Consider the following 26,912-nt stretch of genomic DNA (forward strand, 5'->3'; position numbering starts at 1 on the left):
CCCGCCCACCCGCGGCCCGGCGCGTCGGATGTCGGCGCGGCGACGGTGACTGGTAGTAGTTGGCCAGTCGCACGGAGGGATGTCCGGGCCGGCCGGACGGCGGCCGCTGCGGGGCGTCCGGGACAGGGAACGAGGAACGGTCATGGCTGGCAGACGGCGTCCCCCGCGCGCGCGGAACCCGCGTCGGCGCGAGACCCGGGTGGAGATCGCGCGCCTGGAGGGCTTCCTGGCCTGGGAGGCCGAGGTGGCCGCGGCCGAGCGCGAGGCCGCCGCGTTCGCCGGCCGCTTCGGCTGGCTCCCGCCGGAGGACCGGGCCGGCATCCAGGAGGCGTACGCCGAGGAGCGGTTGCGGTACGCCGAGGAGGTGGTGGACCGGGCGGTGGAGCGGTGCAAGCGCCTGGCGGCCCGCTACCGGCGCGAGTGCCGCGAGATCTGCGCCCGCTGGGCGGCGCTGTGCTTCCTGGTGATGTCCGCCTCGGTGGCCCTGGCCGTGCTGGCGTTCGCCCTGCGGCGGTAGCGCGCCACCGGTGGAGCGCCCGGTGGCACATCACCGGCAGCGCGCCCGGGAACGCGAAGGGGCCCGCCGTGCGGCGGGCCCCGGCGGTCGCGGAGCGGATCAGTGGTGGCCGTGGCCGCTGGTGATCTCCTGGTACTCCTCGGCGGTGGGCTTGGCGATCTGGCCGCCCTCGCCGTAGAAGCCGCGCGAGAACTTGGCGCGGGCGCGGGTGAGCAGCCCCGCCTTGCGGGCCACGCCGTTCTCGTCCACCTCGGCCGGCAGTTCGAACACCGGCTCCTGGTGGTGGGCGGTGAACTTGTGCCGGTCGCCCTGGTTCAGCGGGGTGTGGATCTCGATGAACTCGCCGTGCGGCAGGCGCTTGATGACCCCGCTCTCCCGGCCGTGCAGCACCTTCTCCTTGTCGCGGCGCTGGAGACCGAGGCACCAGCGCTTGGTGATGATGAAGACGATCACCGGCAGGACGAAGAAGCCGACCCGCACCACGTTGGTGATCAGGTTGATCGACAGGTGGAAGTGGGTGGCGATCAGGTCGTTGCCGCCACCGGCCAGCAGCACCAGGTACTCGCTGATCCAGGCCGCGCCGAAGGCGGTGCGCACCGGCGCGTTGCGCGGCCGGTCGGCGATGTGGTGCTCGCCCCGGTCGCCGGTGATCCAGGCCTCCACGAACGGATAGGACCAGATCGCCGCCAGCACCAGCGGGAAGATCATCAGTGGGACGAACACGCCCATGTTGAGCGTGTGTCCCCACAGGCCGATCTCCCAGCCCGGCATGACGCGGATCAGGCCCTCCGAGTAGCCCATGTACCAGTCGGGCTGGGCGTCGGTGGAGACCTGGTCCGGCCGGTAGGGCCCGTACAACCAGATGGGGTTGACGGTGGCGATCGCGGACATCGCCGCGACGACGCCGAACACCAGGAAGAAGAAGCCGCCCGCCTTGGCCATGTAGACCGGCATCAGGGGCATGCCGACGACGTTGCGGTTGTGGCGGCCGGGGCCCGCGTAGTGGGTGTGCTTGTGGTAGAAGACCAGGATCAGGTGGGCGGCCAGCAGGCCGAGCATGATCCCCGGGATCAGCAGGATGTGCACGGTGAACAGCCGGGGGATGATCACGAGCCCGGGGAACTGCCCGCCGAAGATGAAGAACATCAGGTAGGTGCCGATGATCGGCACCGCCAGGATGGCGCCCTCCATGAACCGGATGCCGGTGCCGGAGAGCAGGTCGTCGGGCAGCGAGTAGCCCATGAAGCCGTCGAACATGCCGAGGAACAGCAGCAGCGCGCCGAAGATCCAGTTCAGCTCGCGCGGCTTGCGGAACGAGCCGTTGAAGAAGACGCGCATCATGTGCACCAGCATCGCGGCGACGAACACGATCGCCGACCAGTGGTGGATCTGACGGATCAGCAGGCCGCCGCGGATGTCGAAGCTGATGGCCATCGTCGAGGCGAACGCCTCGGACATCAGCACGCCCTGCAGCGGGACGTACTTCCCCTCGTAGGTGACCTCGGCCATGCTGGGGACGAAGAAGAAGGTCAGCCACACGCCGGTCAGGATGATGATGACGAACGTGTAGAGCGCGATCTCGCCCAGCATGAAGGACCAGTGGTCCGGGAAGATCTTGCGGAGGTTGGGCTTGGCCAGGGCGTAGATGCCCAGCCGGCCGTCGGTCCAGTCCGCGACGGCCTCCGCCTTGTTCGCCGGCGCCGCGCGGGTGCTGGCGGGGGGCGTGGTGCGGGACTGCTCGCGGGCGCTCACGACGCACTCCCGGGCGTTCGCCGCTTGCCGTGCTCGGGGCCCGCCGACGGAGCCGGCCGGCAGAGTGATGTGATCATGGGACCTCTCGATGCGGGGCCGACGGGGTTCCGGCGGCCGCTGTCCACCGCGGTACGGCATTGCTGACAGTGATGGACCGATTACCCTGTCATGCTGTCGCCAGCGGGGCGCCCTTGCACGTCCATCGGGCCCTTTCGGCGGGTCGTGTCGGGTGGGCCGGGTTGACGCGGGGTCCGGGACGGCGCCCCGGACGGCCGTTCACCCGTCGACGGCGAGGGTCAGCTCCGCCAGCTCGTCGACGACGTCCGCGGGCCGCATCCGGCGGCGGTAGGTACGGCGCTGGCGGGCCGCGCCGCTGCCCAGCAGGCGCAGCCGGGCCAGGCCCGTGCGGACCTCGGCGAGGTCGCCGGCCGCGCGCAGGCCCGGGGTGGCCAGGTCGACCAGCCGGTCGACCAGGGCGGCCACCGGGGCCGGGCGTCCGGTCGCCGGGTCGACGCCGGCGCCGGCCAGCCCGTGCCGGGCCGCGCTCCAGTGGGCGGCGCCCAGCAGCCCGCAGGACAGCTCGGGCAGCGGCCCGCCGGCGGGCGCGTCGTCCAGCAGCGAGGCCGCCAGCCCGCGCAGCAGGCCGGCCAGCAGGACCACGGTGTCCAGGTCGGCGTTGACGTCCGCGATCCGCACCTCCAGCGTGGGGACGTGCTCGGAGGGGCGGGCGTACCAGTAGATCATCCGACGGTCCATCAGCACCCCGGAGGCCACCAGGGCGTCCGCCAGCGCCTCGTACCCCGGCTCGTCCAGGACCGGGGCCGGGCCGACGGTGGGCCAGCGCGCCCACTGGACGGACCGCCAGCTCGCGAAGCCGCTGTCCCGCCCGCCGCTGAACGGCGAGTTGACGGCGAGCGCCTGGACCACCGGGAGCCACGGCCGCAGCCGGCCGCCCAGCTCCAGCGCCTGACCGCGGTCCACGGTGCCCAGGTGGACGTGGCAGCCGCAGAGCGCGCCGTCGTACCCGTCCAGGACCGTCGCGTACCGGGCCGCCATCCGGTGGTAGCGCGGGGTGTCGGTGACCCGGCCGGGACGGCGGTCGGACACCACCGGGGTGCCCGAGGCGACCAGCCGGCACCCCGCGTCGGCGGCGGCCGCGCCGACCACCCGGCGCAGCTCGGCGAGGTCGGCGCGCAGCTCCGCCAGCCGGCCGGCGGGACGGGTGCAGACCTCGACCTGGACGGGGAAGAACTCGGCCTGGACCCGGTCGCCCAGCACCGTCGCCGCAGCGGCGATCACCTCGGGGGCGCGTTCGACCGGGGCCCGGGTGTGCGGGTCGACCAGCAGGAACTCCTCCTCCACCCCGATCGTCGGCACCCGCGGGGGCCGTGGGGTCGCAGCGGTGGACCGGGCGCCCACCGCGGGCCGTCCGTGCTCAGCGGGTCCGGTGACCGTCGAAATCGCCATCGCCGTCTCCCCGGCCGTAGCCGTACGCGTCGTCGTAACAGTCGCCGTGGCCGTTGCCGTTGTGGCGGCGCAGGTGCCGCAGCGGCATCACCAGCCACCACAGGGCGAACCAGCCCATCACCACGGCGCTGATCACCCAGGCCGCCACCGAGCCGTGGGTCGCCACCCGCAGCAGGAGCAGCAGCGCGGAGCCGACGGTCAGCGCCAGGAGCACCAGCCCGCCGCGGACCAGCCGGGCCGCGGTGTCGACCAGCTGTGGCTTCAGCCGGTGACCGGCCACCACCCGGTGGTACGAGACCGGGGCGACCAGCGCCCCGGTGGCCAGCGCGCCCAGGACGACGGTGACCACGTACAGGCCCTGGTCGAAGCCGGGGAGGCCCTCGAAGCGGGGCATGAACACCACGCTCAGCAGGAAGCCGAACAGGATCTGTGAGCCGGTCTGGGCCACCCGGACCTCCTGGAGCACATCGCCCCAGCGCCGGTCGGCGCGTTCCTCGGGCGACTCCTGGCGCCCGGTCCGACCGGTCCGATCGCTCGGGCGGCGCTCGTCGGAGGTCCGTACGACCACGCGTCTCACCTCCGAACGGGACAGCCCCGGCGTTGTGGTCGGCCCGGTGCCACCGGGGACGTGTAACCGTCCAGGGCCAGGGCAAACGCCGGGCCGTGGAACGTACGCAGCTCGCCACGTCCTGCCCGCTCGGCAGCGGTCGCGCGCCTCTGACGCGGGCGCGCGACGGGTCGGCGCGGCATCATGGTCGGGACGGCAGGGCGCCGTCGCGAACGGAGCTGGAGCCGGCCATGGCGCGGGAATCGGCAGCGGGGGCGCAGGACCCGGCGGAACGGGCGCGCGCCGACGGGACCGGGCCCCGGCTCACCGTCTCGGTGCGCCAGGCCGGTGACACCCGGGTGGTGTCCCCCGCCGGCGAGATCGACCACGACACCGCCGACGAACTGCGCGGCGCCCTCCTGCGGCCCGCCCCGCCCGGCAGCGTCCGCGTCCTGGTGGACTTCGCGGAGGTCGGCTTCTGCGACTCCACCGGCCTCAACATCCTGCTGCGGGCCCGGCTCGCGGCCGAGGAGGACGGCCTGCGGCTGGAGGTGGCCGGACTGCGGCCCGCCGTCGCCCGCCTCTTCGACATCACCGGCGCCGACACGGTGCTCCGCGTCCACCCGGACCTGGCGGCGGCACTGGTCCGCCCCCACGGCGGGGAGACGGGCGGGCGACCGTGAACGGGGCCGGAACCGGTGCGCGCACCCGTAGCCTGCGGCTGAACGGGAGCGAGGGCGCGGTGGGCCGCTGCCGCGAGTTCGGCCGCCGGGCGCTGCTCGACTGGCACTGGCTGCCCGCCCCGGACGAAGCGGTGGACGGCGAGTGGGACGAGGAGCGGCTGGCCGCGGCCGACGACGTCCTGCTGATGATCTCGGAACTGGTCACCAACGCCTGCCTGCACGCCGGCGGCCCGCTGGAGCTGCGGCTGCGCTGCACGCCGGCGCGGCTGCGGGTGGAGGTGCTGGACGCCAGCCCGGTGGTGCCCCGGCTGCGACCGCTCGGCGAACCCGGCCGGCCCGGCGGGCACGGCCTGCGGGTGGTCTCCCGGCTGGCCCGCAGCTGGGGCACCGAACCGGTGGACGGCGGGAAGGCCGTCTGGCTGGAGGTGGCCGCCCCGCTGGGCGTCCTGGTCGGGGAACGCTGACCGTCGGCCGGCTCCCCGAGCGGATCAGGTGACCTGCTCAGTGGTGCGGCTCGGGCTGCGGCGGCGGCGCGGGGTCGGGGTCCGGCAGGGGTGGCGGCGGCGGAACCGGGTCGGGGCCGTCCGGCCCGGGAACGGGGTGCGGTTCACGCGGCGGGAACGGCACGGTGTCCGGATCCGGGGGAGCGGGGACTGTCATGGCGCACACCTCCTGCGTACGGGGGCCTTCGGCGGCGTCTACCCGGACCGTCCGCCGCAAACCAGGTCGCGCCGGACGCGGGGGTTTCCCCCGGGGCAGGTGGGTAGGAGACAGGACGGAGCGGTCGTGGCCAGCGCCCGCGCTCCGCACCCGGAGTGCCGTCGAGCACCCGAGGTGTCATCGAGGCCGCCGCCTGAAGAAGCCGGGCACCGGCCCACTCCCCGGGGCGTACCCCCGGACGGCGCGCGGACGACGTTCCCGCGCCGTCGCGCACGCCCCACTCGCCGAGGAGCGAGTCGTGTCCCCTCACCCCCGTACCATCCCGGCCACCGGTCCGTCCGGGACCGCCCTCGCCTGCGCCGTCCGCGACGACCCGGACGCCGTGCGCGACGAGCCCGGCGCCGTGCGCGACGACCGCGGGCCGCAGCCCTCGTCCGGGCTGCCGGCCGACCTGCCGCCCCGCCCGACCGACGAGCAGCTGCGCACCATGGGCAAGGCCGAGGCCCGCGAGCTCAGCGACGCGCTGTTCGAGCGCCTCGCCGCCCTCGCCCCCGAGAGCCACGCCCACAGCTACGTGCGCGGCACCATCATCGAGCTCAACATGCCGCTGGTCCGCTTCATCGCGGCCCGCTTCCGGCACCGCTCCGAGGCCATGGAGGACATCCTCCAGGTCGGCACGATCGGACTGATCAAGGCGGTCGACGGCTACGACCCCGGGCGCGGCGTCGAGTTCGTCACGTACGCCATCCCCACCATCGCCGGTGAGGTCAAGCGGTTCTTCCGGGACACCTCCTGGCCGGTACGGGTGCCGCGCAGCATGCAGGAGCTGTACCTCACGGTGGTGCGCGGCTCGGACCGGCTGGAGCAGGAGCTCGGCCGGCTGCCCCACCCCGACGAACTCGCCGAGGACCTCGGCCTCAGCGTCGAGCAGGTCGTCGAGGGCCTGGTCGCCGGCCGGGTCTACCGGCCCAACTCGCTGGACTCCCTGCGGGAGCAGGACGCCGACGACAGCGGCAGCGCCCTGCTGGACCGGCTCGGGGAGTGCGACCCCGACCTGGAGCTGGTGGAGTTCCGCACCGCCGTCCGCCCGCTGCTCGGCCGGCTGCCGGAGCGCGAGCAGAGGGTCCTGGAGCTGCGGTTCTGGGGCGGCTGCACCCAGTCGGAGATCGCCGACCGGATCGGCGTCTCCCAGATGCACGTCTCCCGGCTGCTGTCGAGCACGCTGGCCCTGCTGCGCGAGCAGCTGGAGGACCGCGACGCGCCCGGCTGGTCCGATCCGCCCGCCGCGAGCTGATCGACCGCACGTGAACCCCGGCCGCCCGGAGCCTTCCGGGCGGCCGGGGTTTGCCGCGCCCCGGGGTGGAAACCCGCGCCATGAGGGCCCCGGGAGTACCCGACCGGGTGCGAACGGTGCGCCCGGCCTATCGTGGGAAGGACACCGACGCGGGCGGGAGGAACGGCCCGATGAGACGTCGTACGCGGCGCGAGGAGACCCCGGCCGAGGCCGGCGGCCTCGTCGTGGAGAGCCGGGTCTGGGCCGAGGGCGTCCTGCTCACCCTGCGCGGAGAGCTCGACATCGACACCGTCCCCGCCCTGCGCGAGGCCGTGGACGTGGCGCTCGGCACCCCCGGGACCGTCCTGGTGATCGACTGCGGGGAGCTGGAGTTCTGCGACTCCACCGGCCTCAACCTGCTGCTGCGCGCCCGCAGCCGCGCCCTGGAGCACGGCAGCCGGATCGAGCTGGCCCGCCCGCGCGCCATGGTGCTGCGGATGCTGGAGCTGACCGGCGCCTCCGACGCCTTCCACGTCCACGACGCGGCACCGCCGGTGGCCTGATCCGCAGGTCGGTCTGCCCGGTTTTCCGCCGATATCTCCAGTCATGTTGTCCGGTGGCAGAGTGGGACTGGGACGGCAAGCCCGCCCCTCGGGGTCGTGGCCGCCCGGTGGAGAAGGGCGGCCCGGCTTCGGCAGGGGCCGATCCGGACGGTGGGACGCATGGACGACCTCCCGGTGGAACCGGTGACCGACGCCGTGGACGGCGAGTCCGCCGAGCAGGCGCTGCGCCAGCTGCTCGCCGGGCTGATCGCCGTGCGCGACGGCGACTTCCGGGGGCGGCTGGCCGCCGACCGGCCCGGAGTGCTGGGCGAGATCGCCACGGTCTACAACGGCATGACCGATCAGCTGGCCCGGGTCACCTCCGAGGTGACCCGGGTGGCCCGGGAGGTCGGCACGGACGGGCGGCTCGGTGGCCAGGCGCAGGTCCCGGAGGTCTCCGGCAGCTGGCTGGACCTGACCGACTCGGTCAACGCGATGGCGGGCAACCTCACCTGGCAGGTGCGCAACATCGCCCAGGTGACCACGGCGGTGGCGCGCGGCGACCTCACCCAGAAGATCGAGGTGGACGCGCGGGGCGAGATCCTGGAGCTGAAGAACACCGTCAACACGATGGTGGACCAGCTGTCGGCGTTCGCGGACGAGGTGACCCGGGTGGCCCGGGAGGTGGGCACCGAGGGCCGGCTCGGCGGCCAGGCGCAGGTCCCCGCGGTGGCCGGCACCTGGCGCGACCTGACCGACTCGGTCAACGCGATGGCGGGCAACCTGACGGCGCAGGTCCGGTCGATCGCGGAGGTGACCACGGCGGTCGCCGGTGGTGACCTGACCCAGAAGATCCGGGTGGACGCGCGGGGCGAGATCCTGGAGCTGAAGAACACCGTCAACACGATGGTGGACCAGCTGTCGGCGTTCGCGGACGAGGTGACCCGGGTGGCCCGGGAGGTGGGCACCGAGGGCCGGCTCGGCGGCCAGGCCGACGTCCGCGACGTCTCCGGCACCTGGCGCTCCCTGACCGAGTCCGTCAACGTCATGGCCGACAACCTGACGGCGCAGGTCCGGTCGATCGCGGAGGTGACCACGGCGGTGGCCGGTGGTGACCTGACCCAGAAGATCCGGGTGGACGCCCGGGGCGAGATCCTGGAGCTCAAGACCACCATCAACACCATGGTCGACCAGCTCTCCGCGTTCGCCGACGAGGTCACCCGGGTGGCCCGCGAGGTCGGCACGGCCGGCAACCTGGGCGGCCAGGCCACCGTGCGGGGCGTCTCCGGCACCTGGAAGGACCTCACCGACAACGTCAACGTGATGGCCTCCAACCTCACCGGCCAGGTCCGCTCGATCTCCGCGGTGGCCACCGCCGTCGCCCGCGGCGACCTCTCCCGCAAGATCACCGTCGAGGCCAAGGGCGAGGTCGCCGCGCTCGCCGACGCCATCAACACCATGGTCGACACCCTGTCCGCGTTCGCCGACGAGGTCACCCGGGTCGCCCGCGAGGTCGGCACCGAGGGCATCCTCGGCGGCCAGGCCCAGGTCCGCGGCGTCGCCGGCACCTGGCAGGACCTCACCGAGAACGTCAACTCCATGGCGCACAACCTCACCAGCCAGGTGCGCAACATCGCCCAGGTCACCACCGCGGTGGCCAAGGGCGACCTCACCCGCAAGATCGACGTGGACGCGCGGGGCGAGATCCTGGAGCTCAAGACCACCATCAACACCATGGTCGACACCCTCTCCGCCTTCGCCGCCGAGGTCACCCGGGTGGCCCGGGAGGTCGGCAGCGAGGGCCGGCTCGGCGGCCAGGCCGAGGTGGAGGGCGTCTCCGGCACCTGGAAGCGGCTCACCGAGAACGTCAACGGCCTGGCCGGCAACCTCACCCGTCAGGTCCGGGCGATCGCCGAGGTCACCAGCGCCGTCGCCGCCGGCGACCTCACCCGCTCCATCAGCGTCGACGCCTCCGGCGAGGTCGCCGACCTCAAGGACAACATCAACGCGATGGTCGGCTCGCTGCGCGAGACCACCCGTGCCAACCAGGAACAGGACTGGCTGAAGACCAACCTCGCCCGTCTCTCCGGCGCCGTCCAGGCCCGCCGCGACATCCGCGCCGTCGCCGAGCTGATCACCGACGAGCTGACCCCGCTGGTCGGCGCCCAGTACGGGGCCTTCTTCCTCGCGGAGGAGACCACCGGCGGCACCGAACTCGCCCTCATCAGCTCCTACGGCCGCCCGCCGGACGCGCCCCCGCTGCGCCTGCGTCTCGGCGAGTCCCTGGTCGGCCAGGCCGCCCGCAGCCGCCGGCCCGTCATCGTCGACGACCTGCCGCCCGGCTACGCCACGGTGAGCTCCGGGACCGGCGCCGGCGACGCCCGTTCGCTGGTCGTGCTGCCGATCGCCCTGGAGGAATGGCTGCTCGGCGCGATGGAGTTCGCCTCCGTACACCCCTTCAGCCCGATCCACCGCGACTTCCTGGAGCAGTTCGCCGAGTCCTGCGGCGTCAACATCGGCACCCTGCTCGCCAACGCCCGGACCGACGAACTGCTCGGCGAGTCCCAGCGTCTCACCGCCGAACTCCAGGCCAGGTCCGAGCAGTTGCAGGAGGGCCAGGAGGAACTTCGGCGGTCCAACGCCGAGTTGGAGGAGAAGGCCGCACTGCTCGCCGAACGCAACCGCGACATCGAGGCCAAGAACCTGGAGATCGAACAGGCCCGGCAGGAACTGGAGGAGAGGGCGAGGCAGTTGACCCTCACCTCGATGTACAAGTCGGAGTTCCTGGCCAACATGAGTCACGAGCTGCGCACCCCGCTCAACAGTCTGCTCATCCTCGCCCAGCTGCTGTCCCAGAACAGCGAGGGCAACCTCAGCGCCAAGCAGGTCGAGTACGCGGGTGTCATCCACTCCGCCGGCTCCGACCTGCTCCAGCTGATCAACGACATCCTCGACCTGTCCAAGGTCGAGGCCGGGAAGATGGAACTCAGCCCCGAGGCCTTCCCCGTCCGGGAACTGGTCGAGTACGTCGAGTCCGCCTTCAAGCCGCTGGCGGACCAGAAGCAGCTCGACTTCGCCGTCCACCTCGACGCCGACGTGCCGGCCGAACTCACCACCGACCAGGCCAGGTTGCGCCAGGTGCTGCGCAACCTGCTCTCCAACGCGGTCAAGTTCACCGACCACGGCCGGGTCGACCTGCGGATCGAGCGCACCGCCGGGGCGGAGGTGCCCGTCGAACTCGGCCACCACACCGCCGCCGTGGCCTTCCACGTCGAGGACACCGGCATCGGCATCGACCCGGCCCACCTGGACACCATCTTCGGCGCCTTCCAGCAGGCCGACGGCACCACCAGCCGCCGCTACGGCGGCACCGGCCTCGGCCTGTCCATCAGCCGCGAGCTCGCCCGGCTGCTCGGCGGTACCCTCACCATCAGCTCCACCGTCGGCGAGGGCAGCCGCTTCACCTTCCACCTGCCGCTGCTCGACCGGCCCGTCCTCCCGCCGCAGACCGCCCGGCACGCCGTCACCGCCGACCCGGACGCCGACCTCGTGCCGACCGGGCCCACCACGCCTGCGGGGCCCGAGGACCGGGTGCTCGCCGGGCGCACCGTCCTGATCGTCGACGACGACATCCGCAACGTCTTCGCCCTCACCGCCGTCCTGGAGGAGCGCGGACTGCGGGTCCTGCACGCCGCCAACGGCCGGGCCGGGCTCGACACCCTGCGCGCCCACCCCGAGACCGGCCTCGTCCTGATGGACGTGATGATGCCCGAACTCGACGGCTACGCCGCCATCGAGGCCATCCGCCGGGACGAACGGCTGGCCCGCACCCCGGTCATCGCGGTCACCGCCAAGGCCATGCCCGGCGACCACGCCAAGAGCCTCGCCGCCGGCGCCGACGACCACGTCACCAAACCCGTCGACACCCCGGACCTGCTCCAGCGGATGCGCACCCTCCTGGAGAACCGATGACGTCCTCCACCACCGGCCTGCCGGAGCCGTGATGAGCGGCAGGCGGCGCCCCGGCCCCGGCGAGCGCACGGACACCGCCCGCGCCCTGGCCGCCACCGTCCGACGCCTCCAGCGCGCCCTCGACCGGCTGCGCGCCGAGGAGAGCACCCGCGCAATCCTCGACCTGGCCACCGGCGTCCTGGCCGAACGGCTGCACTGCCCGCCCACCGAGGCGGCCGCCCAGCTCGTCCGCCTCGCCCGCGACGCCGGTACGACGCCCGTCGCGCTCGCCGCCGACCTCACCGGAACACCCCGGCCCGACGAGGCCGGCCCGTACCGGCCCGCGCCGCTCGCCCACGCCGGCCCCTCCCTCGCCGCCTCCCACGACCTGGGCGAGGCCGTCCGCACCCTGCTCGACCAGGTCGCCGCCCCGATCGGCGCGCACGCCGTGGCCGTCTGGCGGACGGCGCCCGGCGGCGCCCTCGCGCTGGCCGCGCACGCCGGACTGCCCGAGACCGAGACCGACGGCTGGGGCCGGATCCCGCCCGGCGTGAACGTCCCCGCCCAGCTCGCGGTGCGCACCGGCGCCGAACAGTGGCCCGGGCACCCGACCACGGCCCCCGGCATCGGCGGCCCCGGCGCCCGGCGGGCCGTCCTCCCGCTGCTCGACGGCGGACGGCGGATCGGCGCCCTCGAACTCCTCTGGCCCGCCTCCGCCCCCGAGCCCGGACTCGGCACCTCGGTGCACCGCCAGCTCCGGGCCGTCGCCGACCTCTGCACCACCCTGCTCGCGGCCCCGACGCCGACCGCCCCGACGCCGACCGCCCCGAACGCCCCCGAACCGGCCGCCTCCGAACCGGCCGGGGCCGCGCCGGCCGCCGTCGAGGACGACACCGTCGCCGCCGCCCTCGACGGGATCCTCGCCCCCGCCCTGCTGCTCGAACCCGTCACCGGCGGGGACGGCCGGGTCGAGGACTTCCGCATCGTCCGCGCCAACGAGTACTTCACCGACCCGCTCGGCCGCGCCCGCGCCGACCTGGAGGGCGCCTCCCTCCTGGAGACCTACCCCACCGCGAGCGCGGCCGGACTCTACGCCCGGCTGCTGGAGGCCCACCGCGGCGGCGAGACCGTCCACGGCGAACACCTCGACCTCACCTTCCGCACCGGCACCGGGGGCGACCCGCTGCCCGCGGCCGTCCGCCTCGCCGCCGCCCCGCTCGGCCGGCGCCTGCTGCTCACCTGGCGCCTCGCCACCGGTCCCGACCGGCAGACCGTCCTCCTCCAGCAGGCCCAGCGGCTCGCCCGGGTCAGCGGCTTCGAGGAGTCCACCGCCACCGGCCGGATCCTCTGGAACGAGGGCCTGCGCGAGCTGTACGGACTGCCGCCCGACGCCGAACCCGTCCCGCTCGCCGACCTCGCCGGCCACGCCCACCCGGACGACGAACCCGCCGTCCGGCGCCTGCTCGACACCGTCCAGCTGCGCCACCGCCCCTCCTCGGCCGTGTTCCGGCTGCTGAGCCCCGAGGGCCGGCCCCGCTACACCCGGGTCGTCGCCGAGCCCGTCCTGGACGCCCACGGCCGGCTCACCGCCGTCCGCGGCGCCTACAGCGACGTCTCCGCCCAGCACTGGACCGAGGTCGCCCTCGGCGCCACCCGGGCCCGGCTCGCCGACAGCGAGCAGGAGTCCGCCGAGCGCGGGCAGCTCGCCCTGCGCCTCCAACAGGCCATCCTGCCGCCCACCCCACCGCCGCTCGGCGCCACCGGCCTGCACGCCGCCGTCCGCTACCGGCCCGCCGCCCAGCGCGACCGGGTCGGCGGCGACTGGTACGACGTACTGCTGCTGCCCGACAAACGGGTGATGCTCGCCGTCGGCGACATCGCCGGGCACGGCGTCGAGGCCGCCACCGGCATGGTCGCCCTGCGGCACGCCCTGCGCGGCCTCGCCGTCACCGGCGCCGGCCCCGCCCGGCTGCTCGCCTGGGCCAACACCGTCGCCCTGCGCGAACACGGCCAGGTCACCGCCACCGCCGTCTGCGCGCTCTACGACCCCGCCGACGGCACCCTGCACTGGGCCAGGGCCGGCCACCTGCCGCCCGTCCTGCTCGCCGGCGAGCGGGCCGACGTGCTGCCGCTGCCGCACGGCATCCTGCTCGGCGCGATGGACGACGCCGAGTACGAGGAGCACGTGCTGCGGCTGCGCACCGGCGACGTCCTGCTGCTCTACACCGACGGCCTGGTCGAGCGGCGCGACCGGCCGGTGGAGGAGTCCGTCCACCAGCTGATCCGGGCGGCCGGCGTGCCCGGCACCGACCTGGAGGGCTACCTGGATCGGCTGCTGGAGCTGAGCCCGGCCGACACCGACGACGACACCTGCCTGATCGCGGTGATGGCCGGATGAGCCCTTCGGCGGGCGCGTCCATGGTTGGCGGCCGGGCCGCCGGGTAGACGCGGGCCTCGGGGGTGACCGGACGAGCGGTGAAAGGACGTCGCCATGCTGATCCTCGGACTACTCCTGCTGGCCGGGGCCGGAGCCTTCACCGGGCTGCTGATCGCGGACAACCTCGCCGGCGGGCCGGAGTACCGGGCGACGGTCCTGGGCCAGGAGCTCGCGACCATGGACGCCCTCGGCATCTTCCTCGCCGGCCTCGCGCTAGCCCTGGTCTTCTGCCTCGGCTGCGCCATGGTGGCGCTCTCCCGCGTACGGACCAGGCGGCGCAGGGCGCTGACGGCCACGGAGGGTGGCACCGCGCCGCTCGCACCCGAACCGGCCTACGCCGAGCGGCGGGCGCCCGTCGAGCGGGCCGCCGACCCGTCCGCTGCCGACCCCGCGCCGGCCCGGGAGGCCCGGGACCATGACGCCCGTGGCATCCCGAGCGCCACGGAGAGCCGTCACCGGCTGCGCCACCTCTTCGGCCACTGACCCGTACACCGGCCCACCACCAGCACCCGGACACCATCGACGACACCGACACCATCGACGACACCGACGACGCGAACACCACGGAAGGAGGCGTCACCGCATGCCGGGCGGCCCGCAGCAAGGCCACCGCGCCGGCCGTACCCACGAGGGGACCCGCCGGGGCGCGGGTACCGCCGTCCCACGCGCGGTCCGGCTGCCGCTCGCGGGCCGGCCCGGCATGGTCGCCGAGTGCCGGGCGCTCGCGCGCGCCGTCCTCGCCGACTGGCCGGGACGCGCCGGTCCGCTCGGCCGGCGCAGCCCCGGCGCCGCCACCCGGGACGAGGCCGTGCTGCTGGTCTCCGAACTCGTCACCAACGCCTGCCGGCACGGCCGCGCACCCATGGAGCTGGCGCTGATCCGCCGGCCACGGGGCCTGCGCGTGGAGGTCAGCGACGCCAACCCGATGCCCCCTCGCCCCCGTCCGCGGCGCGGACCCGAGGAACCGGGCGGCGTGGGGCTGCGCCTGCTCGCCGTGCTCGCGCTGCGCTGGGGCTGGCAGCCGCACGGAGCCGGCAAGACGGTCTGGTTCGAGGTACGCCCGCCCCCGTGAGCCGCGCGGATCGCGAGCCACACGTGCCACGAGCTGTCCGGGCCCTGCCGCCACCGGCCCCGACCGTACGCCACCGGCCCGCCGGACGGGCCCAGGACTTAGACCGACCGGCAATAGGGGTGCGGCGTCGCGGGCCGATGGCTGTCGCCCGGACGGTTTCTCCTCGGTCACCAGGGCTCCGCCATGGCTCCTTCGTCGGCCCCGCCCGGACTCGGCCCTCGACCCGCTCCTTCACCCACCCCTCTATTGCCGGTCGGTCTTAGCCTGGAGACGACCCCGGAAACGTCCGGGGAGGTGCCCACGGAGGAACCCCGGGCATGAAGGACTTCCCGCAGGTCAACGGGTGGACAGTGGTGCCGCTCGCCGGTGACCTGGACGACTGGAGCGCGCCCGACACCGGGCGGCTGCTCGACGCCGTCGTCGGCAGCGGGGTCGTCCGGCTGGTGGTCGACCTCAGCGCCGTCACCTTCGTCGACTCCAGCGGTCTCAACACGCTGCTGGGCGCCGCCCGCCGGGCCCGCTCCGCCGACGGGCAGGTCCACCTGGCCGGCCCGGCGCCGGTGGTCCGCGACCTCATCGACCTCACCGGGGTCGGGGCGCTGCTGCCGCTGTACCCGGACGTCCCCTCGGCGTGCGCCTGAAGCCCCGGAGCGGACGGGCACGTGCTCGGGGAGCGGCGTGTTCAGGAAAGGACAGGCGGTGCTCATGACGGACGACCGGGCCGCCGAGGTGGTCGTCCTCCAGGACGCCGTCGACCGGCTGCGGGCCGAGGTCGAGGGCCTGCGCCGGGCCATGCGCAGCCGGGCCGTCATCGAACAGGCGAAGGGGTTGCTCACCGAACGCCTCGGCTGCACCCCCGAGGAGGCCTTCGGGCACCTCGTCCGGCTCTCCCAGGACACCAACCGCAAGCTGGTCGACCTCGCCGCCGGACTGCTCGGCACGGCTGCGCCGCCCGAGGGCGAGGCCGACACCGACACCGATACCGACACCGGCGCCGAGGTCGACGCCGACGGCCCGCCCGGCGGATTTCCGGACCTCGGGAGCCCCCCGACCCCGGCCGCCCCCGCCGGGGCGCCCACCCGGCTCGATCCCGTCTCCCGGCTCGCCGCCGTCTACCACCTGGTGGCCGCCGCGCTCGCCGACGCCGACACGCCCGACGAGCTCGCCCGGTACCTGCACGACGTGGCCGGCACCCCCCTCGGCGTCACCGCCGTCGCCCTCGGACTGCTCGAACCCGACGGCGCCCTGCGCCTGGTCGGCGCGCACGGCATCCCGCCCCGGCGGGTCAGCCAGTGGCAGCGGATCCCGCCCGAGACCGCCGTCCCCCTGATGACGGCCGCCCACCACGGCACCACCGTCTGGGAGTCCGACACCGACGCCACCGACGCGCACCGGGTCCTGCCGGGCCGCACCGCCTGCGCCGTACCGCTGCGCCGCGGCGAGCGGATCGTCGGCGCCCTCGGCCTCGGCTGGGACGGTTCCGCCGGGCACGCCCGCGGCGCCACCCGCTACCTCGACGCCATCGGCCGGCTCGCCGCCGGCCACCTGCTCCGGGTCACCTCACCGGGGAACGGCGAACCCGGGCTCGCCGTCCCCGGCGGCGAGCACTGGTTCCGGTCCGTCATCGATCTGCTGTACGACCCCGTGCTGATCCTCACCGCCGTCCGCGGTGAGGGCGGCGCCCTCACCGACCTGCGGGTCGAGCACGCCAACGCCGCCACCGTCGACCTCGCCGGCCGGGGGGACCGCGACCTCGCCGGAGGCCGCCTCAGCGAGCTCTACCCCGGCATGGTCACCGCCGGGACCTTCTCCCACCTGCTCGACGTCGCCGCCACCGGCGTCCCGTACGAGGAGCCGGCCGCGCGGATCGCCGAGGTCGTCGGCGGGGTCCGGCACACCGCGACCCTCGCGGTGCGGGCCACGCCCTTCCTCGACGGCGTCCTGCTCACCTGGCGCGCCCACGACGACGACCGGGGACGCCGTACCGAACAGCTCGCCGAGGGCCAGCGGCTCGCCGGGCTCGGCGCCTTCCGGTGGACGGCCGGCGACACCGTCCTCGGCTGCTCCGCCACCGCCCTCCACCTGCTCGGGCTCGACGCCCGCGGCACGCCCACCCCGGAGCGTGCGCTCTCCAGGGTCGCGCCCCGCGACCGGGCGGCCGTCCGCCTGCTCGCCGCCCGGCTGCTCGCCGGACAGCGGCAGGCCGCCCTGGAGTTCGACACCCTCCCCGAACCCGGGCCCGTCCGGACCCTCCGCGCCACCGCCGAGAGCGTCGGCGGCGGCACCGCCACCGGCGGGGTCCGGGCCGTCCGGGGCGTCCTCCAGGACGTCACCGGCCGGCGCCGCACCGAACAGGCCCTGGCCGGCACCCGCGCCAAGCTCGCCGAACAGCGCCGCCGCGCCGACGCCGAGCACCGCGCCGTCCGCGCCCTCCAGCAGGCCCTGCTCGACATCCCGCCCGCCGCCGACCAGGCCGGCCACGGGCTCGACCTCGCCGTCCGCTACCTGCCCGCCGGCAGCGGACCGCGGATCGGCGGCGACTGGTACGACGTCCTCCCGCTGCCCGACGGGCGGCTGCTGCTCGCCGTCGGTGACGTCAGCGGCCACGGACTGCGCGCCGCCGCCGGGATGGCCCGGCTGCGGCACGCCCTGCGCGGCCTCGCGTACGCGGGCACCGACCCGGCCGAGACGCTCGGCCACCTCAACGCCATGGTCTGCCACCAGGACGGCGAGTACATCGCCACCGTCCTCTGCGGTCACTACGCGCCCGCCTCCCGCACGCTCACCTGGGCCCGCGCCGGCCACCTGCCGCCCGTCCTGCTCCGCGAGGGCCGGGCGGCGCTCCTCGAACGCCCGCCCGGCCCCGTCCTGGGCGCCGCCGCGGACGCCGGGTACCGCTCGGAGCGGCTCGCGCTCACTCCCGGCGACACCCTGCTGCTCTTCACCGACGGCCTCCTGCGTCCGCGCGGCACCCCGCTCTCCGAGGGTCTGGCGAGGCTGCTGCGGGTGGCGGAGGAGTGCCCGGAGGGGACGGACGCGGCGGGGTGCGTGGCCCACCTGACGGGCCGTCTGGGCGGGCCGGACCCGCGGGACGACACCTGCGTGCTGGTGGCGCGGGTGGGTTAGGCCGTGTCTCATAATTCGCGTCGGATCAGCGTGCGGCGGGGCCTGCGCCGGCGGTGGCTGGTGTCGCAGAACGGGTAGCGGCGGCTGCGGCGGCACAGGCACAGGGCCACCACCGGGCGGTCCGAGCGCCGTACCGTGCCGTCCGGCAGCGTGATCTCCACCGGTCCCTCCACCAGCAGCGGGCCGTCCGGGGTGATCCGCACGCGGACCGGGTCAGCGGGGCCGGACACCGCGCACCACCACCAGGACCTCCTCGCGCCGCCCCCGCGGGATCAGGCCGAGTTCCTCGAACAGTCCCGCCCGCGCGGTCATCACCGGTCCGAACGGCAGGCGCCGCCGGTCGGCCACCGTGGTCCGCAGGCCGGCCCGGCGCAGCGCGGCCAGGGTCTGCCCGATGCCGGCGAGTGAGGACTGCACCAGCAGCAGCACCCCGCCGGGCGCGAGCATCGCCGGCGCCTGACCGCAGATCCGGTCGAGCAGCAGCCGCCCGTCCCGGCCGGCGTCCCAGGCGCGGGCGGCGCCCCGGGGCGGTCCGCCGTCGGCGGCGGGGACGTACGGCGGGTTGGCCGTGATCAGGTCGAAGACCCGGCCGGTGACCGGGCGCAGCAGGTCACCGCGGCGCAGCCGGACCCGGCGCAGGTGCAGCCGGGTGTTGAGCCAGGCGTTGGCGAGTGCCCGGCCGGAGACGTCCACGGCGGTGACCCGGGCACCCGTACCGGCGGCGGCCAGGGCGACCGCGCCGGTGCCGGTGCCCAGGTCGAGGACGCGGGAGCCGGTGGTGAGGGGTTCGCGGCGCAGGTTCTCGATGAGCAGGTGGGTGTCGTCCTGGGGCCGGTAGACGCCCGGGGCTCTGATCAGTCGCATGCCGGGCGGCTGCCCGGTCACCCTGGGGGGAAACGGCTCACCGGGTGTCGGCGGGCAGCCGGACCTGGAGGTGCCCGTCGTTCACCCGGGTGTCGAACCGGGGCTGCGGGGCGGTCGCGGGGCCGGTCACCACCTGGCCGTCGGCGAGCCGGAACTCGCTGCCGTGCCAGGGGCAGCGCAGGCAGCCGTCCACCACCGCGCCCTCGGCGAGCGGGCCGGACAGGTGGCTGCACCGCCCGGCCAGCACGGTGAACCGCTCGCCGGTGCGGATCACGACCACGGGCAGCTGCCCGGCCATCAGCCCGACCGGTTCGCCGGCCGGGAAGTCGGCCGCCGACCCGAGGGTCACCCAGTCCGGGTCGGCCAGCAGCGGCACCGCCGCCGCCCGGTTGGGGCCGGCGGACAGGTGGTACGCCAGGTGCCCGCCGAGCGCGGCGGCGGCCGTCACCACGGCCAGCCCGGCCAGGCCGAGCACGCGTCCGCGCCGGTCGTGGCCGCGGCAGCGGGCGTACAGCGAGGCGCCGTACAGGGCGGCCGCGGTGGTGTTGGCCAGGCCGTGCACCAGCCCGGTGCGGTGCCGGGGCGGGTCGAGTTCGGCCCAGTCCACCCAGCCGGTGAGCGCGGTCGGCGGTACGGCGGCGAGCCCGGCGGCGACGAGCAGCCCGGCGGCCTTCCGGTGGCCGCCGGTGAGGTCGAGCAGCGCCGCCGAGGTCCAGCAGCCGAGCGGCAGCTGGACCAGCGCCGGATGGAGGGGGTGCCCGAGCCAGACGCCGTGCAGGGTGTCGCGGTACGGGCCGAGCGGCAGCCGCGCCACGGTGGAGCGCAGCGGGCGGGCCGGTGCGTCGAGGAACTCCCAGCGGGCGGGCGCGTCCAGCGCGTCGCGCAGCCGCCGGGTCCACGGTGAGGTCTGCGAGATGTCCATACCGGGCGGCTAGCCCGACCCCCGCCGCCCAAACCCGGGCCGGGCGGACGGCTGCGCGGATCCCGGTGTGGACGGGCCGTCGCGGGGTAGACGCGCCGGGAAGCGGGACCGAACCCCCGGTCGGTGCCCCGGGATCCCGGGACCGGATCGCACCGGCGCCCCTCCTTCCGGAGGCCCCCGGACGCCCCGGTGCGCGGGCCCCGTGCGCCGCCCGCCGCCCGCGCCACCGTCCAGCCGCCGAGAACGAGGCCCGTCGAATGAGCGATCTGACCCGGATCGCGCAGCTCATGGCCGAGGCCGTCAACGGCCAGGGGACCGTCTCGCTGCCGGAGCGGCTCTGCGCCGCCTGCGTCGACGCGCTGGCCGTGCAGGCCGCCTCGATCACCCTGATGGCCGACACCGGCCACCGCTCCGGGACCTGGGCCAGCGACACCCGCGCCGAACGGCTGGAGGGCCGCCAGTTCACCCTAGGGGAGGGGCCGGCGGTGGACGCCTTCCGCACCCGCCGGCCGGTGCTGGCGCCCGACCTGCTCGCGGCGGACGAGGTCCGCTGGCCCGTGCTGAGCGCCGACCTGGTGGCCCGTCGGGGCACGGGCGACCTGCGCGCCCTGTTCGCGTTCCCGCTGCACCTCGGGGCGGTCTGCATCGGGATCCTCGGCCTCTACCGCACCGCTCCCGGCACGCTCTCCCTGGCGGAGGTCGCCGACGTCCAGGCCGCCGCCACCACCGTCACGCTCGCCGTGGTCGGCTCCTTCGTGGCGGAGGAGAACGTCGTGGCCGAGGAGAACGGGGAACGGGCCCGGCCCTGGATCGACGACCCGCCGTACGACGGCGTCCAGGTCGACCGGGCGGTCGGCATGGTCATGGTGCAGCTGGGGGTGCCGGCCGCGGAGGCGCTGGCCCGGCTGCGGGCCCACGCCTTCGCCCAGGACCGCGAGATCGACCAGATCGCCCGCGAGGTGGTCGACCGGCGGCTGCGCTTCACGGAGGAGGACCGATGACGGATGACCGGCCGTCCCGGGCGGGCGTAGCCTGGCCACAGGAGTAGAGGGAGACGGCGATGAGCCGCGAGGCGCGGGCGAACGAGGCCTTCGCCGGGCTGACCGGGGCGCTGGTCGGACCGGACTACGACCCCGTCGACTACCTGCACCGGCTCACCGAGGCCTGCGTGGCGCTCGGTGAGGTGTCCGGTGCGGGCATCGTCGTGGCCGACCCGCGCGGCAGGCTGCGCGACGTCGCCTATTCCAGCGAGCGGGTCCGGGCCCTGGAGAGCCTCCAGGTGAGCCTGGAGGAGGGCCCCTGCCTGGACTGCTACCGCACCGGGGAGCCCGTCGTCGAACCCGATCTCGACGGCGCGCGCGAGCGCTGGCCGCGGTTCGCCCCCACGGCGCTGGACCTGGGCTTCCACTCGGTGCGGGCCGTACCGCTGCGCCTGCGCGGGCGGACCGTGGGCGCGCTCAACCTGTTCCACGTCCTGCCCGGCCGCGAGGTCGGCCGGGACGGCGCCGACTTCGCGCAGCCGCTCGCCGACCTCGCCGTGCTCGCCCTGCTGCAGAGCCACCACGACCGGGATCGTGCCGTCACCGAGGACATCGGGTCGGCCCTCGCCGACCGCACCGCGGTCGAGCGCGCCAAGGGCATGCTCGCCGAGGCGGGCGGGATCGACATGGACGCCGCCTTCCAGCTGCTGCGCGCCCACGCCCGTGACTCCGGCACCGGCGCCGCCGACACCGCCCGCTCCCTGGTCGGCGGCCTGCTGTCGGCGCGGGACGTGCTGGACCCGACCGGCTGAGTCCGTTCGAGGGGGCCGTACAGGGGTCGTACGGGGGTCGTACGGGGGGATTGACCCGTTCTCGTCCGGGCAGGCGCGGGGTAGCCGGGGCAGGCCCGGCGGCATCCGGACGAGGAGGTCGCGAGATGAGCACGGTGCAGAAGTCGGTCGACGTGGACGTGCCGCTGCACACCGCCTACAACCAGTGGACCCAGTTCGAGGAGTTCCCGAAGTTCATGGAGGGCGTCGAGTCGGTCACCCAGCTCGACGACCGCCACAACCACTGGCGGACCAGCATCGGCGGGGTCACCCGTGAGTTCGACACCGAGATCGTCGACCAGCTGCCCGACGAGCGGGTCGCGTGGCGGACCGTCGACGGCGACGTCACCCAGAAGGGCGTGGTGACCTTCCAGCGGCTCGACGACCGGCACACCCGGATCCACCTGGCCCTCGACTTCGAGCCCGAGGGCATGGTCGAGCGCGCCGGGGACATGCTCGGGATGGTCGGCCGCCGGGTCACCGGCGACCTGGACCGCTTCAAGGACTACATCGAGCACCGGGGGCAGGAGGAGGGCGGCTGGCGCGGCCGCATCAGCCCCGTCTGATCCACCACGTCGCACACGTCGCAGTCGCACACGTCGCACCGCACCGCCCCCGCGGCCGGATCAGGGTCGCGGGGGCGGTGCGGTGGGGTGGGGTGGGGTGCGCGGGCCGGGCCCGTCCGCGTACGGGGTCAGGTCCGTCCGCCCCCGCCCAGGACGAGCCGGGCGGCCTGCTCGGGGCCGGCCACCAGCGGACAGGGCGCGAGGGCGCAGGGGGTACGGGGGTCGTCGTACGGGCCGTACGGGTCCGGGACCCGTACGGCGTGCGCGCCGGCGGTCAGGGCCGCCTCCAGAACGGGATCGGTGCCGGCGACCACGGCGACCCGCGCGGGCGGCAGGCCGAGCAGCCGGGCGGCCTCCAGGACCAGCCGCGGCGCCGGCATCCGGCAGTCGCAGTGCTCGTGCGGGCCGTGCGGGCAGACCGCCCACACGGCGAACGGGCCGAGCAGTTCCTCGGTGCGCGCCTGGACGGTCTCCACCTGCTCGCGCCCGATCACGCCGCGGGCCACGCCCGGCTGGTTGGACACCACGCCCAGCGCCACCCCGTGCGCCCGCAGCGCGGCCAGGGCCGCCCGGACGCCGGCCAGCGGGTGCACCAGACCGGGATCGCCGTTGTAGGCCACGTCCTGGATCAAAGTCCCGTCGCGGCCGAACAGCACCGCGCCGACCGGTCCGGCGGCGTCGGTCCCGCCACTGGCCCCGGCCCCGGCCGCGGCGAGGGCCGGGTGGCCGGAGAGCCAGGGCCCGCCGCCGCCCGCCGGACGGTCGCCGGTCGGGCGTGTCAGGGGGACGGTCGGCAGGGCTTCGATGAGGTAGGCCATACTCCTGCGGGTATCCGGGGGAGGTCCCGCGAAACCGCTCGGACCGGCCCGGTCGGGGTTCCTCACGGGCCGTCGGGCCGCCCGGTGGTGTCGTGACCGGTGATCCGGTCGCGGACGGCGCCGATCGCGCCGGTGCCCGGGGGCAGACCCCACACCGGGGCGGTGCGTGGCGGGCCGCCGACCGCCGCGGGCCCGGCGGTCGTCCCGGCCAACTCCCGGGCGGGGACGCACATCCGTAGCGCCGGGAACAGCCGCTCGTCCTCGTTGGCGAGGTGGGCACGCAGCACGACCAGCAGCGCGGCCGTGGCGCGGTCCCGTTCGACGGCGTCGGCGCGTGGATCCGCGGCCCGGCGGGCCAGTTCGGCGATGGCGGTGTGCGCGTGCCCCGCCACGTCCGCCAGGGCCTGGCCACCCGGCACCCGGCGGCGCACCAGCGGGTAGAGCCGCGCGTCCTCGGCGGCGAGGTGCGCCTCCAGCACCTCGCGCAGCTGTGCCAGCAGCCGGAGGTGCTCGGAGGCGGGGAGCCGGCGGTCCACCCGGACGGCGTCCAGCCGGCGCATCAACGCCTCCAACGCCCGGTGCTCCGCGCACAGTTCGCCCAGCAGTCCACCCGTGGTGGTCATGTCGCCTCCCTGGGGACGGGCCGATCCTCCCCTGTGGTTCGGGGTTCTAGGTCGCGGCGCCGACCCGGAAGGTGTCCAGCTTCGGGTGCGTCGCGTCGGGGATCACCATGCCGGCGGCCAGGCCCGAGCGCAGGTACGCGACGACCTCCTCGTTCAGCCGCTCGCCCGGGAGGGCGGCGGGCACGCCCGGAGGACAGGGCGTCAGGATCTCGGCGCAGACCCGGCCGGGGGCGAGGTCGGCCGGCACGTCCTCGGCCGGGCCGAAGAACGCCTCCCGGGGCGGCGCGGCCTGCTCCAGCCGCAGCCGGGCCGGGTCCGGCACCTCGACCTCCGCCGCGGGCCGCAACTCCTCGGCGTGGTCGGCCAGATCACGCAGCGCCGTGACCAGGGCGTCCACCGTGGTGCGGTCGTCGGCCAGGCTGAGCTGCGCACTGATCCGGCGGTGGTCCGCCAGGTGCAGGTCCATCCGGTGGTGCGAGCGCAGCCAGTCGGCGGCCTGGTAGCCGTCGGTGCGCAGCCGGGCCACGTCGACGACCAACTGGAGCGGGTCGAAGTCGGCGGCCCGGTGCAGCGCGCAGAACTCGGCGCGCCCGTACAGCCGCAGGCCCGGGATCAGATCGATCCGCTGCCGGGTGGTCGCGGTCAGGCGCAGCGCGTGGTCGTACATCTCCCGTCCGTGCTCGACCATCTGGCGGCGCCAGCCGTCGAGCGCCGCGAGCACCGGCACCGACGGGCTGGTGGTGCCCAGCAGGTCGGCGCGGGCCCTCAGCACCTCGGGGGAGACCAGCCGGCCCTGGAGGTGGAAGACCGAGCCCTGCTCCAGACCGGAGCCCGTCTTGTGGACGGAGGTCACGCACAGGTCGGCGCCCGCGTCCATCGCCCAGGTCGGCAGCGAGGGGTGGAAGGGCAGGTGCGCGCCCCACGCCTCGTCGACGATCAGCGGCACGCCGGCCCGGTGGCAGACCGCCACGAGCCCGGCGAGGTCGGCGCAGGCGCCGTACGGGGTCGGGCTGGTGACGAGCGCGCCCTTGGCGTCCGGGTGCGCGGCGAGGGCCCGGGCGTACGCGTGGGCGGACGGGGGATGGGCGAAGTGCAGCCGGGGGTCCCATTCGGGGTCGGTCCAGACCGGCCGGATGCCGGCCAGGACCAGCCCGGACACCACCGACTTGTGGAGGTCGCGGCCGATCACCAGCTCCTCGCCCGGCCCGGCGACCGCGAGCATCGAGGCCTTGACCGAGAGCGAACTGCCGCAGGTGCTGAAGAACGTGTGCTCGGCGTGGACGGCGTCGGCCATCAGTTCCTCGGCGCGCCGCAGGATCCCCTGCGAGGAACGCCGGTCGTCCAGGCCCGCCGTGGCCGGCACGTCGGCCTCGAAGAGGCGGCCGCCGAGCACCGACCGTACGCGCGGATCGGTGCCGCGGCCCTGTTTGTGGCCGGGTGGCGTGTAGGCCAGCCGGCCCTCCTCCTGGTGGTCGGCGAGGGCTTCGAGTACGGGTGCGCGGGAGTGGTCCATGCCGGAGCGGCTGCCCGGCACCGCCCGCCCGAACCCCCGGCCGGACGGGTTTGTCACGCGCTGCGACGGCAACATGCGCTGCGACGGCAACATGCGCTGCGACGGCAACACGCGCTGCGACGGCGGCACGCGCTGTGACGGCAACACGCGCTGCGACGGCGGCACGCGCTGTGACGGCAACACGCGTGGTTGGGGGCGGAGCCCGCGCCGGGGTGATCCACCACGTCGCCGGCCTCCTGGAGGCCGATCCGGATTCCCCGCCCGCCGCGCGTTCGGGCCGGCGGAATCGGGGCAGGCGCGAGCGTGCCGGTATGTCGATGGCTGAGGAGGCGAGATGGCGATCATCAAGGAATCCGTCGACATCGACGTACCGGTCCGCCTCGCCTACGAGCGGATCAGGCGCTTCGAGGACTTCCCGTACGTGCTGGCGGGCGTCGACCGGGTCACCCGGATCGACGGGCGCCGCCACCGGTGGCGGGTGCGGTCCGCGGGGCGCCGCCACGACTTCGTCACCGAGATCGTCGACCTCGTCCCCGACCGGCTGATCACCTGGCTGACCGTGGAGGGACGGTCCGACCACCTGGGCGTGTTCACGTTCCGCCCGCTCGGCCCCTGGCGCACCCGGGCCGACCTGACCCTGGCGGTCTACCCCGCCGGCGTCCTCGGCGGCCTCGCCGGGGCCCTCGGGTTGCTCGGACTGCGCTGCCGGCGCGGCCTGCGCCGGCTCAAGCGCGCCCTGGAGACCCTGGAGACCCCGTTCGCCCCCGACGCCCCGCCGGTCACCGCGACCCCGGTGCGCCCCAGGGGCGTCCGCCCCGGCCGGTGGCGTCCCGTCCCGGCCGAGTCCACCGGAGGATACGCATGGAACTCGCCTTCCTCTCCCCGCTCCTGGCCCACCCGGGCCCGTGGGCGTCCGTCTACCTGAACACCTCCCGCAGCACCGAGGACGCCGCCGCCCAGCAGGACCTGCGCGACCGGGCCGCCGCCCGTGCCCTCGCCGCCCAGGGGGCGCCCGCCGCCACCGGCACGGCCGTCCTCGACCGGCTGCGCGCCGAACCCGTCTCGCACGCGCCGGCCGGCCGCGCCCTGTTCGCCACCGACGGCGAGGTCGTCCTCGACCTGCCGCTCACCGGCGCGCCCACCACCGTCGAGACCCACTGGACGCCACTGCCGCACACCGCCCCGCTGCTCGCCCTGCGCGACGAGGAGCCGCACTGCCTGGTCGCCTACATCGACCGCACCGGCGCCGACCTGGAGCTGCGCACCCCGTACGAGCGGATCCCCGTCGGGCAGGCCGAGGGCCGCGGATGGCAGGGCCGGGGCCACCGCTCCATCCCCGCCGACCGCTACGAATGGCACTACCAGCACCGGGTGGAGAACGGCTGGGAGCGCACCGCCGACATCATCGCCGAGGAGATCGCCACCCAGGCCGCCCGGCTGGCCGCGGACGGCGACGGGGAGTCCCGGATGATCGTCCTCACCGGCGACCCGCGCGAACGCCACAGCGTCCACGAACGCCTGCCGAGCGGACTGCGGCCCCTCACCGCCGAGATCGACGGCGGCGCCCGCAACCCCGGCACCTCCGCCGGACCGCTCGACGAACGGCTCACCCTGGCCTGGCGCCGCCACGTCGCCGAGCGGGTGAACGGCGTCCTCGACCGCTTCCGGGCCGCCCGCCGCCGCCCCGGCGAGCACGGCGCCGATCCGGAAGGAGTTGAGGTTGTGGTAGAGCCCGCGATCACCCGAGGCCGTCAGCTCGACGAGCATGC

General features: G+C 75.3%; 25 protein-coding genes. 16 read left to right on the forward strand and 9 right to left on the reverse strand.

The window, feature by feature from the left end:
- Positions 1-142 precede the first annotated feature (142 nt).
- Positions 143-517 carry a hypothetical protein gene (locus tag ACWEQL_RS27390; RefSeq protein ID WP_452152984.1) on the forward strand — a complete coding sequence of 125 codons (375 nt, stop codon included), beginning with the start codon at positions 143-145 and terminating at the stop codon, positions 515-517.
- A gap of 99 nt (positions 518-616) precedes the next feature.
- On the opposite strand, the gene qcrB is transcribed toward ACWEQL_RS27390, so the two are convergent.
- The 3 genes from qcrB to ACWEQL_RS27405 form a co-directional block, all read right to left on the reverse strand.
- A complete protein-coding gene (gene qcrB, locus ACWEQL_RS27395) occupies positions 617-2,269 on the reverse strand; it encodes a cytochrome bc1 complex cytochrome b subunit (RefSeq protein ID WP_452152985.1) in 1,653 nt (550 codons plus the stop codon).
- Positions 2,270-2,545: 276 nt separating this feature from the next.
- Positions 2,546-3,736, reverse strand: coding sequence for a carboxylate-amine ligase (locus ACWEQL_RS27400; RefSeq protein ID WP_452152986.1), 1,191 nt, complete (start codon positions 3,734-3,736; stop codon positions 2,546-2,548).
- Positions 3,705-4,304: a DUF6328 family protein gene (locus ACWEQL_RS27405; protein WP_452152987.1), complete on the reverse strand. Its 600-nt coding sequence runs from the start codon at positions 4,302-4,304 to the stop codon at positions 3,705-3,707. The genes ACWEQL_RS27400 and ACWEQL_RS27405 overlap by 32 nt, the downstream gene beginning before the upstream one ends.
- Positions 4,305-4,534: 230 nt before the next feature.
- On the opposite strand from ACWEQL_RS27405, the gene ACWEQL_RS27410 reads away from it, so the two are divergent.
- From ACWEQL_RS27410 to ACWEQL_RS27455, 10 genes are all read left to right on the forward strand, one after another.
- Positions 4,535-4,966, forward strand: a complete 432-nt coding sequence (locus ACWEQL_RS27410) for an STAS domain-containing protein (protein ID WP_452152988.1) — start codon at positions 4,535-4,537, stop codon at positions 4,964-4,966.
- Positions 4,963-5,430: an ATP-binding protein gene (locus ACWEQL_RS27415; protein ID WP_452152989.1), complete on the forward strand. Its 468-nt coding sequence runs from the start codon at positions 4,963-4,965 to the stop codon at positions 5,428-5,430. The genes ACWEQL_RS27410 and ACWEQL_RS27415 overlap by 4 nt, the downstream gene beginning before the upstream one ends.
- Before the next feature lie 494 nt (positions 5,431-5,924).
- The gene (locus tag ACWEQL_RS27420; protein WP_452152990.1) at positions 5,925-6,920 is read left to right on the forward strand and encodes an RNA polymerase sigma factor SigF; all 996 of its coding nucleotides are present in this window, start codon (positions 5,925-5,927) and stop codon (positions 6,918-6,920) included.
- A 170-nt stretch (positions 6,921-7,090) separates the two neighbouring features.
- Positions 7,091-7,462, forward strand: a complete 372-nt coding sequence (locus ACWEQL_RS27425) for an STAS domain-containing protein (RefSeq protein WP_452152991.1) — start codon at positions 7,091-7,093, stop codon at positions 7,460-7,462.
- Between the two features lie 159 nt (positions 7,463-7,621).
- Complete coding sequence (locus ACWEQL_RS27430) at positions 7,622-11,413, forward strand: HAMP domain-containing protein (protein WP_452152992.1); 3,792 nt, start codon at positions 7,622-7,624, stop codon at positions 11,411-11,413.
- A 31-nt stretch (positions 11,414-11,444) separates the two neighbouring features.
- On the forward strand, positions 11,445-13,790 hold the full coding sequence (locus ACWEQL_RS27435) for a SpoIIE family protein phosphatase (RefSeq protein WP_452152993.1): 2,346 nt from the start codon (positions 11,445-11,447) through the stop codon (positions 13,788-13,790).
- A 93-nt stretch (positions 13,791-13,883) separates the two neighbouring features.
- Positions 13,884-14,312 carry a hypothetical protein gene (locus tag ACWEQL_RS27440; RefSeq protein ID WP_452152994.1) on the forward strand — a complete coding sequence of 143 codons (429 nt, stop codon included), beginning with the start codon at positions 13,884-13,886 and terminating at the stop codon, positions 14,310-14,312.
- A gap of 100 nt (positions 14,313-14,412) precedes the next feature.
- Positions 14,413-14,901 (forward strand): ATP-binding protein, encoded by a 489-nt coding sequence (locus tag ACWEQL_RS27445; RefSeq protein WP_452152995.1) that lies wholly within the window; start codon positions 14,413-14,415, stop codon positions 14,899-14,901.
- A gap of 317 nt (positions 14,902-15,218) precedes the next feature.
- On the forward strand, positions 15,219-15,542 hold the full coding sequence (locus ACWEQL_RS27450) for an STAS domain-containing protein (RefSeq protein WP_452152996.1): 324 nt from the start codon (positions 15,219-15,221) through the stop codon (positions 15,540-15,542).
- A gap of 64 nt (positions 15,543-15,606) precedes the next feature.
- A complete protein-coding gene (locus tag ACWEQL_RS27455; protein WP_452152997.1) occupies positions 15,607-18,027 on the forward strand; it encodes a SpoIIE family protein phosphatase in 2,421 nt (806 codons plus the stop codon).
- Between the two features lie 8 nt (positions 18,028-18,035).
- On the opposite strand, the gene ACWEQL_RS27460 is transcribed toward ACWEQL_RS27455, so the two are convergent.
- The 3 genes from ACWEQL_RS27460 to ACWEQL_RS27470 are packed head-to-tail and all read right to left on the reverse strand — an operon-like array spanning position 18,036 to position 19,813.
- Positions 18,036-18,257 carry a CDGSH iron-sulfur domain-containing protein gene (locus tag ACWEQL_RS27460; RefSeq protein WP_452152998.1) on the reverse strand — a complete coding sequence of 74 codons (222 nt, stop codon included), beginning with the start codon at positions 18,255-18,257 and terminating at the stop codon, positions 18,036-18,038.
- Positions 18,241-18,891, reverse strand: a complete 651-nt coding sequence (locus ACWEQL_RS27465) for a HemK2/MTQ2 family protein methyltransferase (RefSeq protein ID WP_452152999.1) — start codon at positions 18,889-18,891, stop codon at positions 18,241-18,243. Before ACWEQL_RS27465 ends, ACWEQL_RS27460 begins: the two co-directional genes overlap by 17 nt.
- A gap of 37 nt (positions 18,892-18,928) precedes the next feature.
- Positions 18,929-19,813 (reverse strand): Rieske 2Fe-2S domain-containing protein, encoded by an 885-nt coding sequence (locus ACWEQL_RS27470; protein ID WP_452153000.1) that lies wholly within the window; start codon positions 19,811-19,813, stop codon positions 18,929-18,931.
- 257 nt (positions 19,814-20,070) lie between these two features.
- Here ACWEQL_RS27470 and ACWEQL_RS27475 point away from each other — a divergent pair, with 257 nt between their 5' ends.
- The 3 genes from ACWEQL_RS27475 (at position 20,071) to ACWEQL_RS27485 (ending at position 22,189) form a co-directional block, all read left to right on the forward strand.
- Complete coding sequence (locus ACWEQL_RS27475; protein ID WP_452153001.1) at positions 20,071-20,814, forward strand: GAF domain-containing protein; 744 nt, start codon at positions 20,071-20,073, stop codon at positions 20,812-20,814.
- 59 nt (positions 20,815-20,873) lie between these two features.
- Complete coding sequence (locus ACWEQL_RS27480) at positions 20,874-21,605, forward strand: GAF and ANTAR domain-containing protein (protein ID WP_452153002.1); 732 nt, start codon at positions 20,874-20,876, stop codon at positions 21,603-21,605.
- Positions 21,606-21,730: 125 nt separating this feature from the next.
- Positions 21,731-22,189, forward strand: coding sequence for an SRPBCC family protein (locus ACWEQL_RS27485; RefSeq protein ID WP_452153003.1), 459 nt, complete (start codon positions 21,731-21,733; stop codon positions 22,187-22,189).
- A gap of 128 nt (positions 22,190-22,317) precedes the next feature.
- Here the strand turns inward: ACWEQL_RS27485 and ACWEQL_RS27490 are convergent, their stop codons facing one another.
- The 3 genes from ACWEQL_RS27490 to ACWEQL_RS27500 all read right to left on the reverse strand — a co-directional run bounded on the left by ACWEQL_RS27490 (position 22,318) and on the right by ACWEQL_RS27500 (position 25,143).
- Positions 22,318-23,007 (reverse strand): HAD-IIIA family hydrolase, encoded by a 690-nt coding sequence (locus tag ACWEQL_RS27490; protein WP_452153004.1) that lies wholly within the window; start codon positions 23,005-23,007, stop codon positions 22,318-22,320.
- A gap of 62 nt (positions 23,008-23,069) precedes the next feature.
- Complete coding sequence (locus ACWEQL_RS27495; protein WP_452153005.1) at positions 23,070-23,630, reverse strand: hemerythrin domain-containing protein; 561 nt, start codon at positions 23,628-23,630, stop codon at positions 23,070-23,072.
- Positions 23,631-23,676: 46 nt separating this feature from the next.
- Positions 23,677-25,143, reverse strand: coding sequence for an aminotransferase class I/II-fold pyridoxal phosphate-dependent enzyme (locus tag ACWEQL_RS27500; RefSeq protein ID WP_452153008.1), 1,467 nt, complete (start codon positions 25,141-25,143; stop codon positions 23,677-23,679).
- A 334-nt stretch (positions 25,144-25,477) separates the two neighbouring features.
- Here ACWEQL_RS27500 and ACWEQL_RS27505 point away from each other — a divergent pair, with 334 nt between their 5' ends.
- Both ACWEQL_RS27505 and ACWEQL_RS27510 read left to right on the forward strand, forming a co-directional pair.
- Positions 25,478-26,068 (forward strand): SRPBCC family protein, encoded by a 591-nt coding sequence (locus tag ACWEQL_RS27505; protein WP_452153006.1) that lies wholly within the window; start codon positions 25,478-25,480, stop codon positions 26,066-26,068.
- Positions 26,005-26,912: baeRF2 domain-containing protein (locus ACWEQL_RS27510; RefSeq protein ID WP_452153007.1), on the forward strand; the 908-nt coding region annotated here is incomplete at its 3' end. The genes ACWEQL_RS27505 and ACWEQL_RS27510, both read left to right, overlap by 64 nt.

The organism is Kitasatospora sp. NPDC004240 (assembly GCF_053603215.1).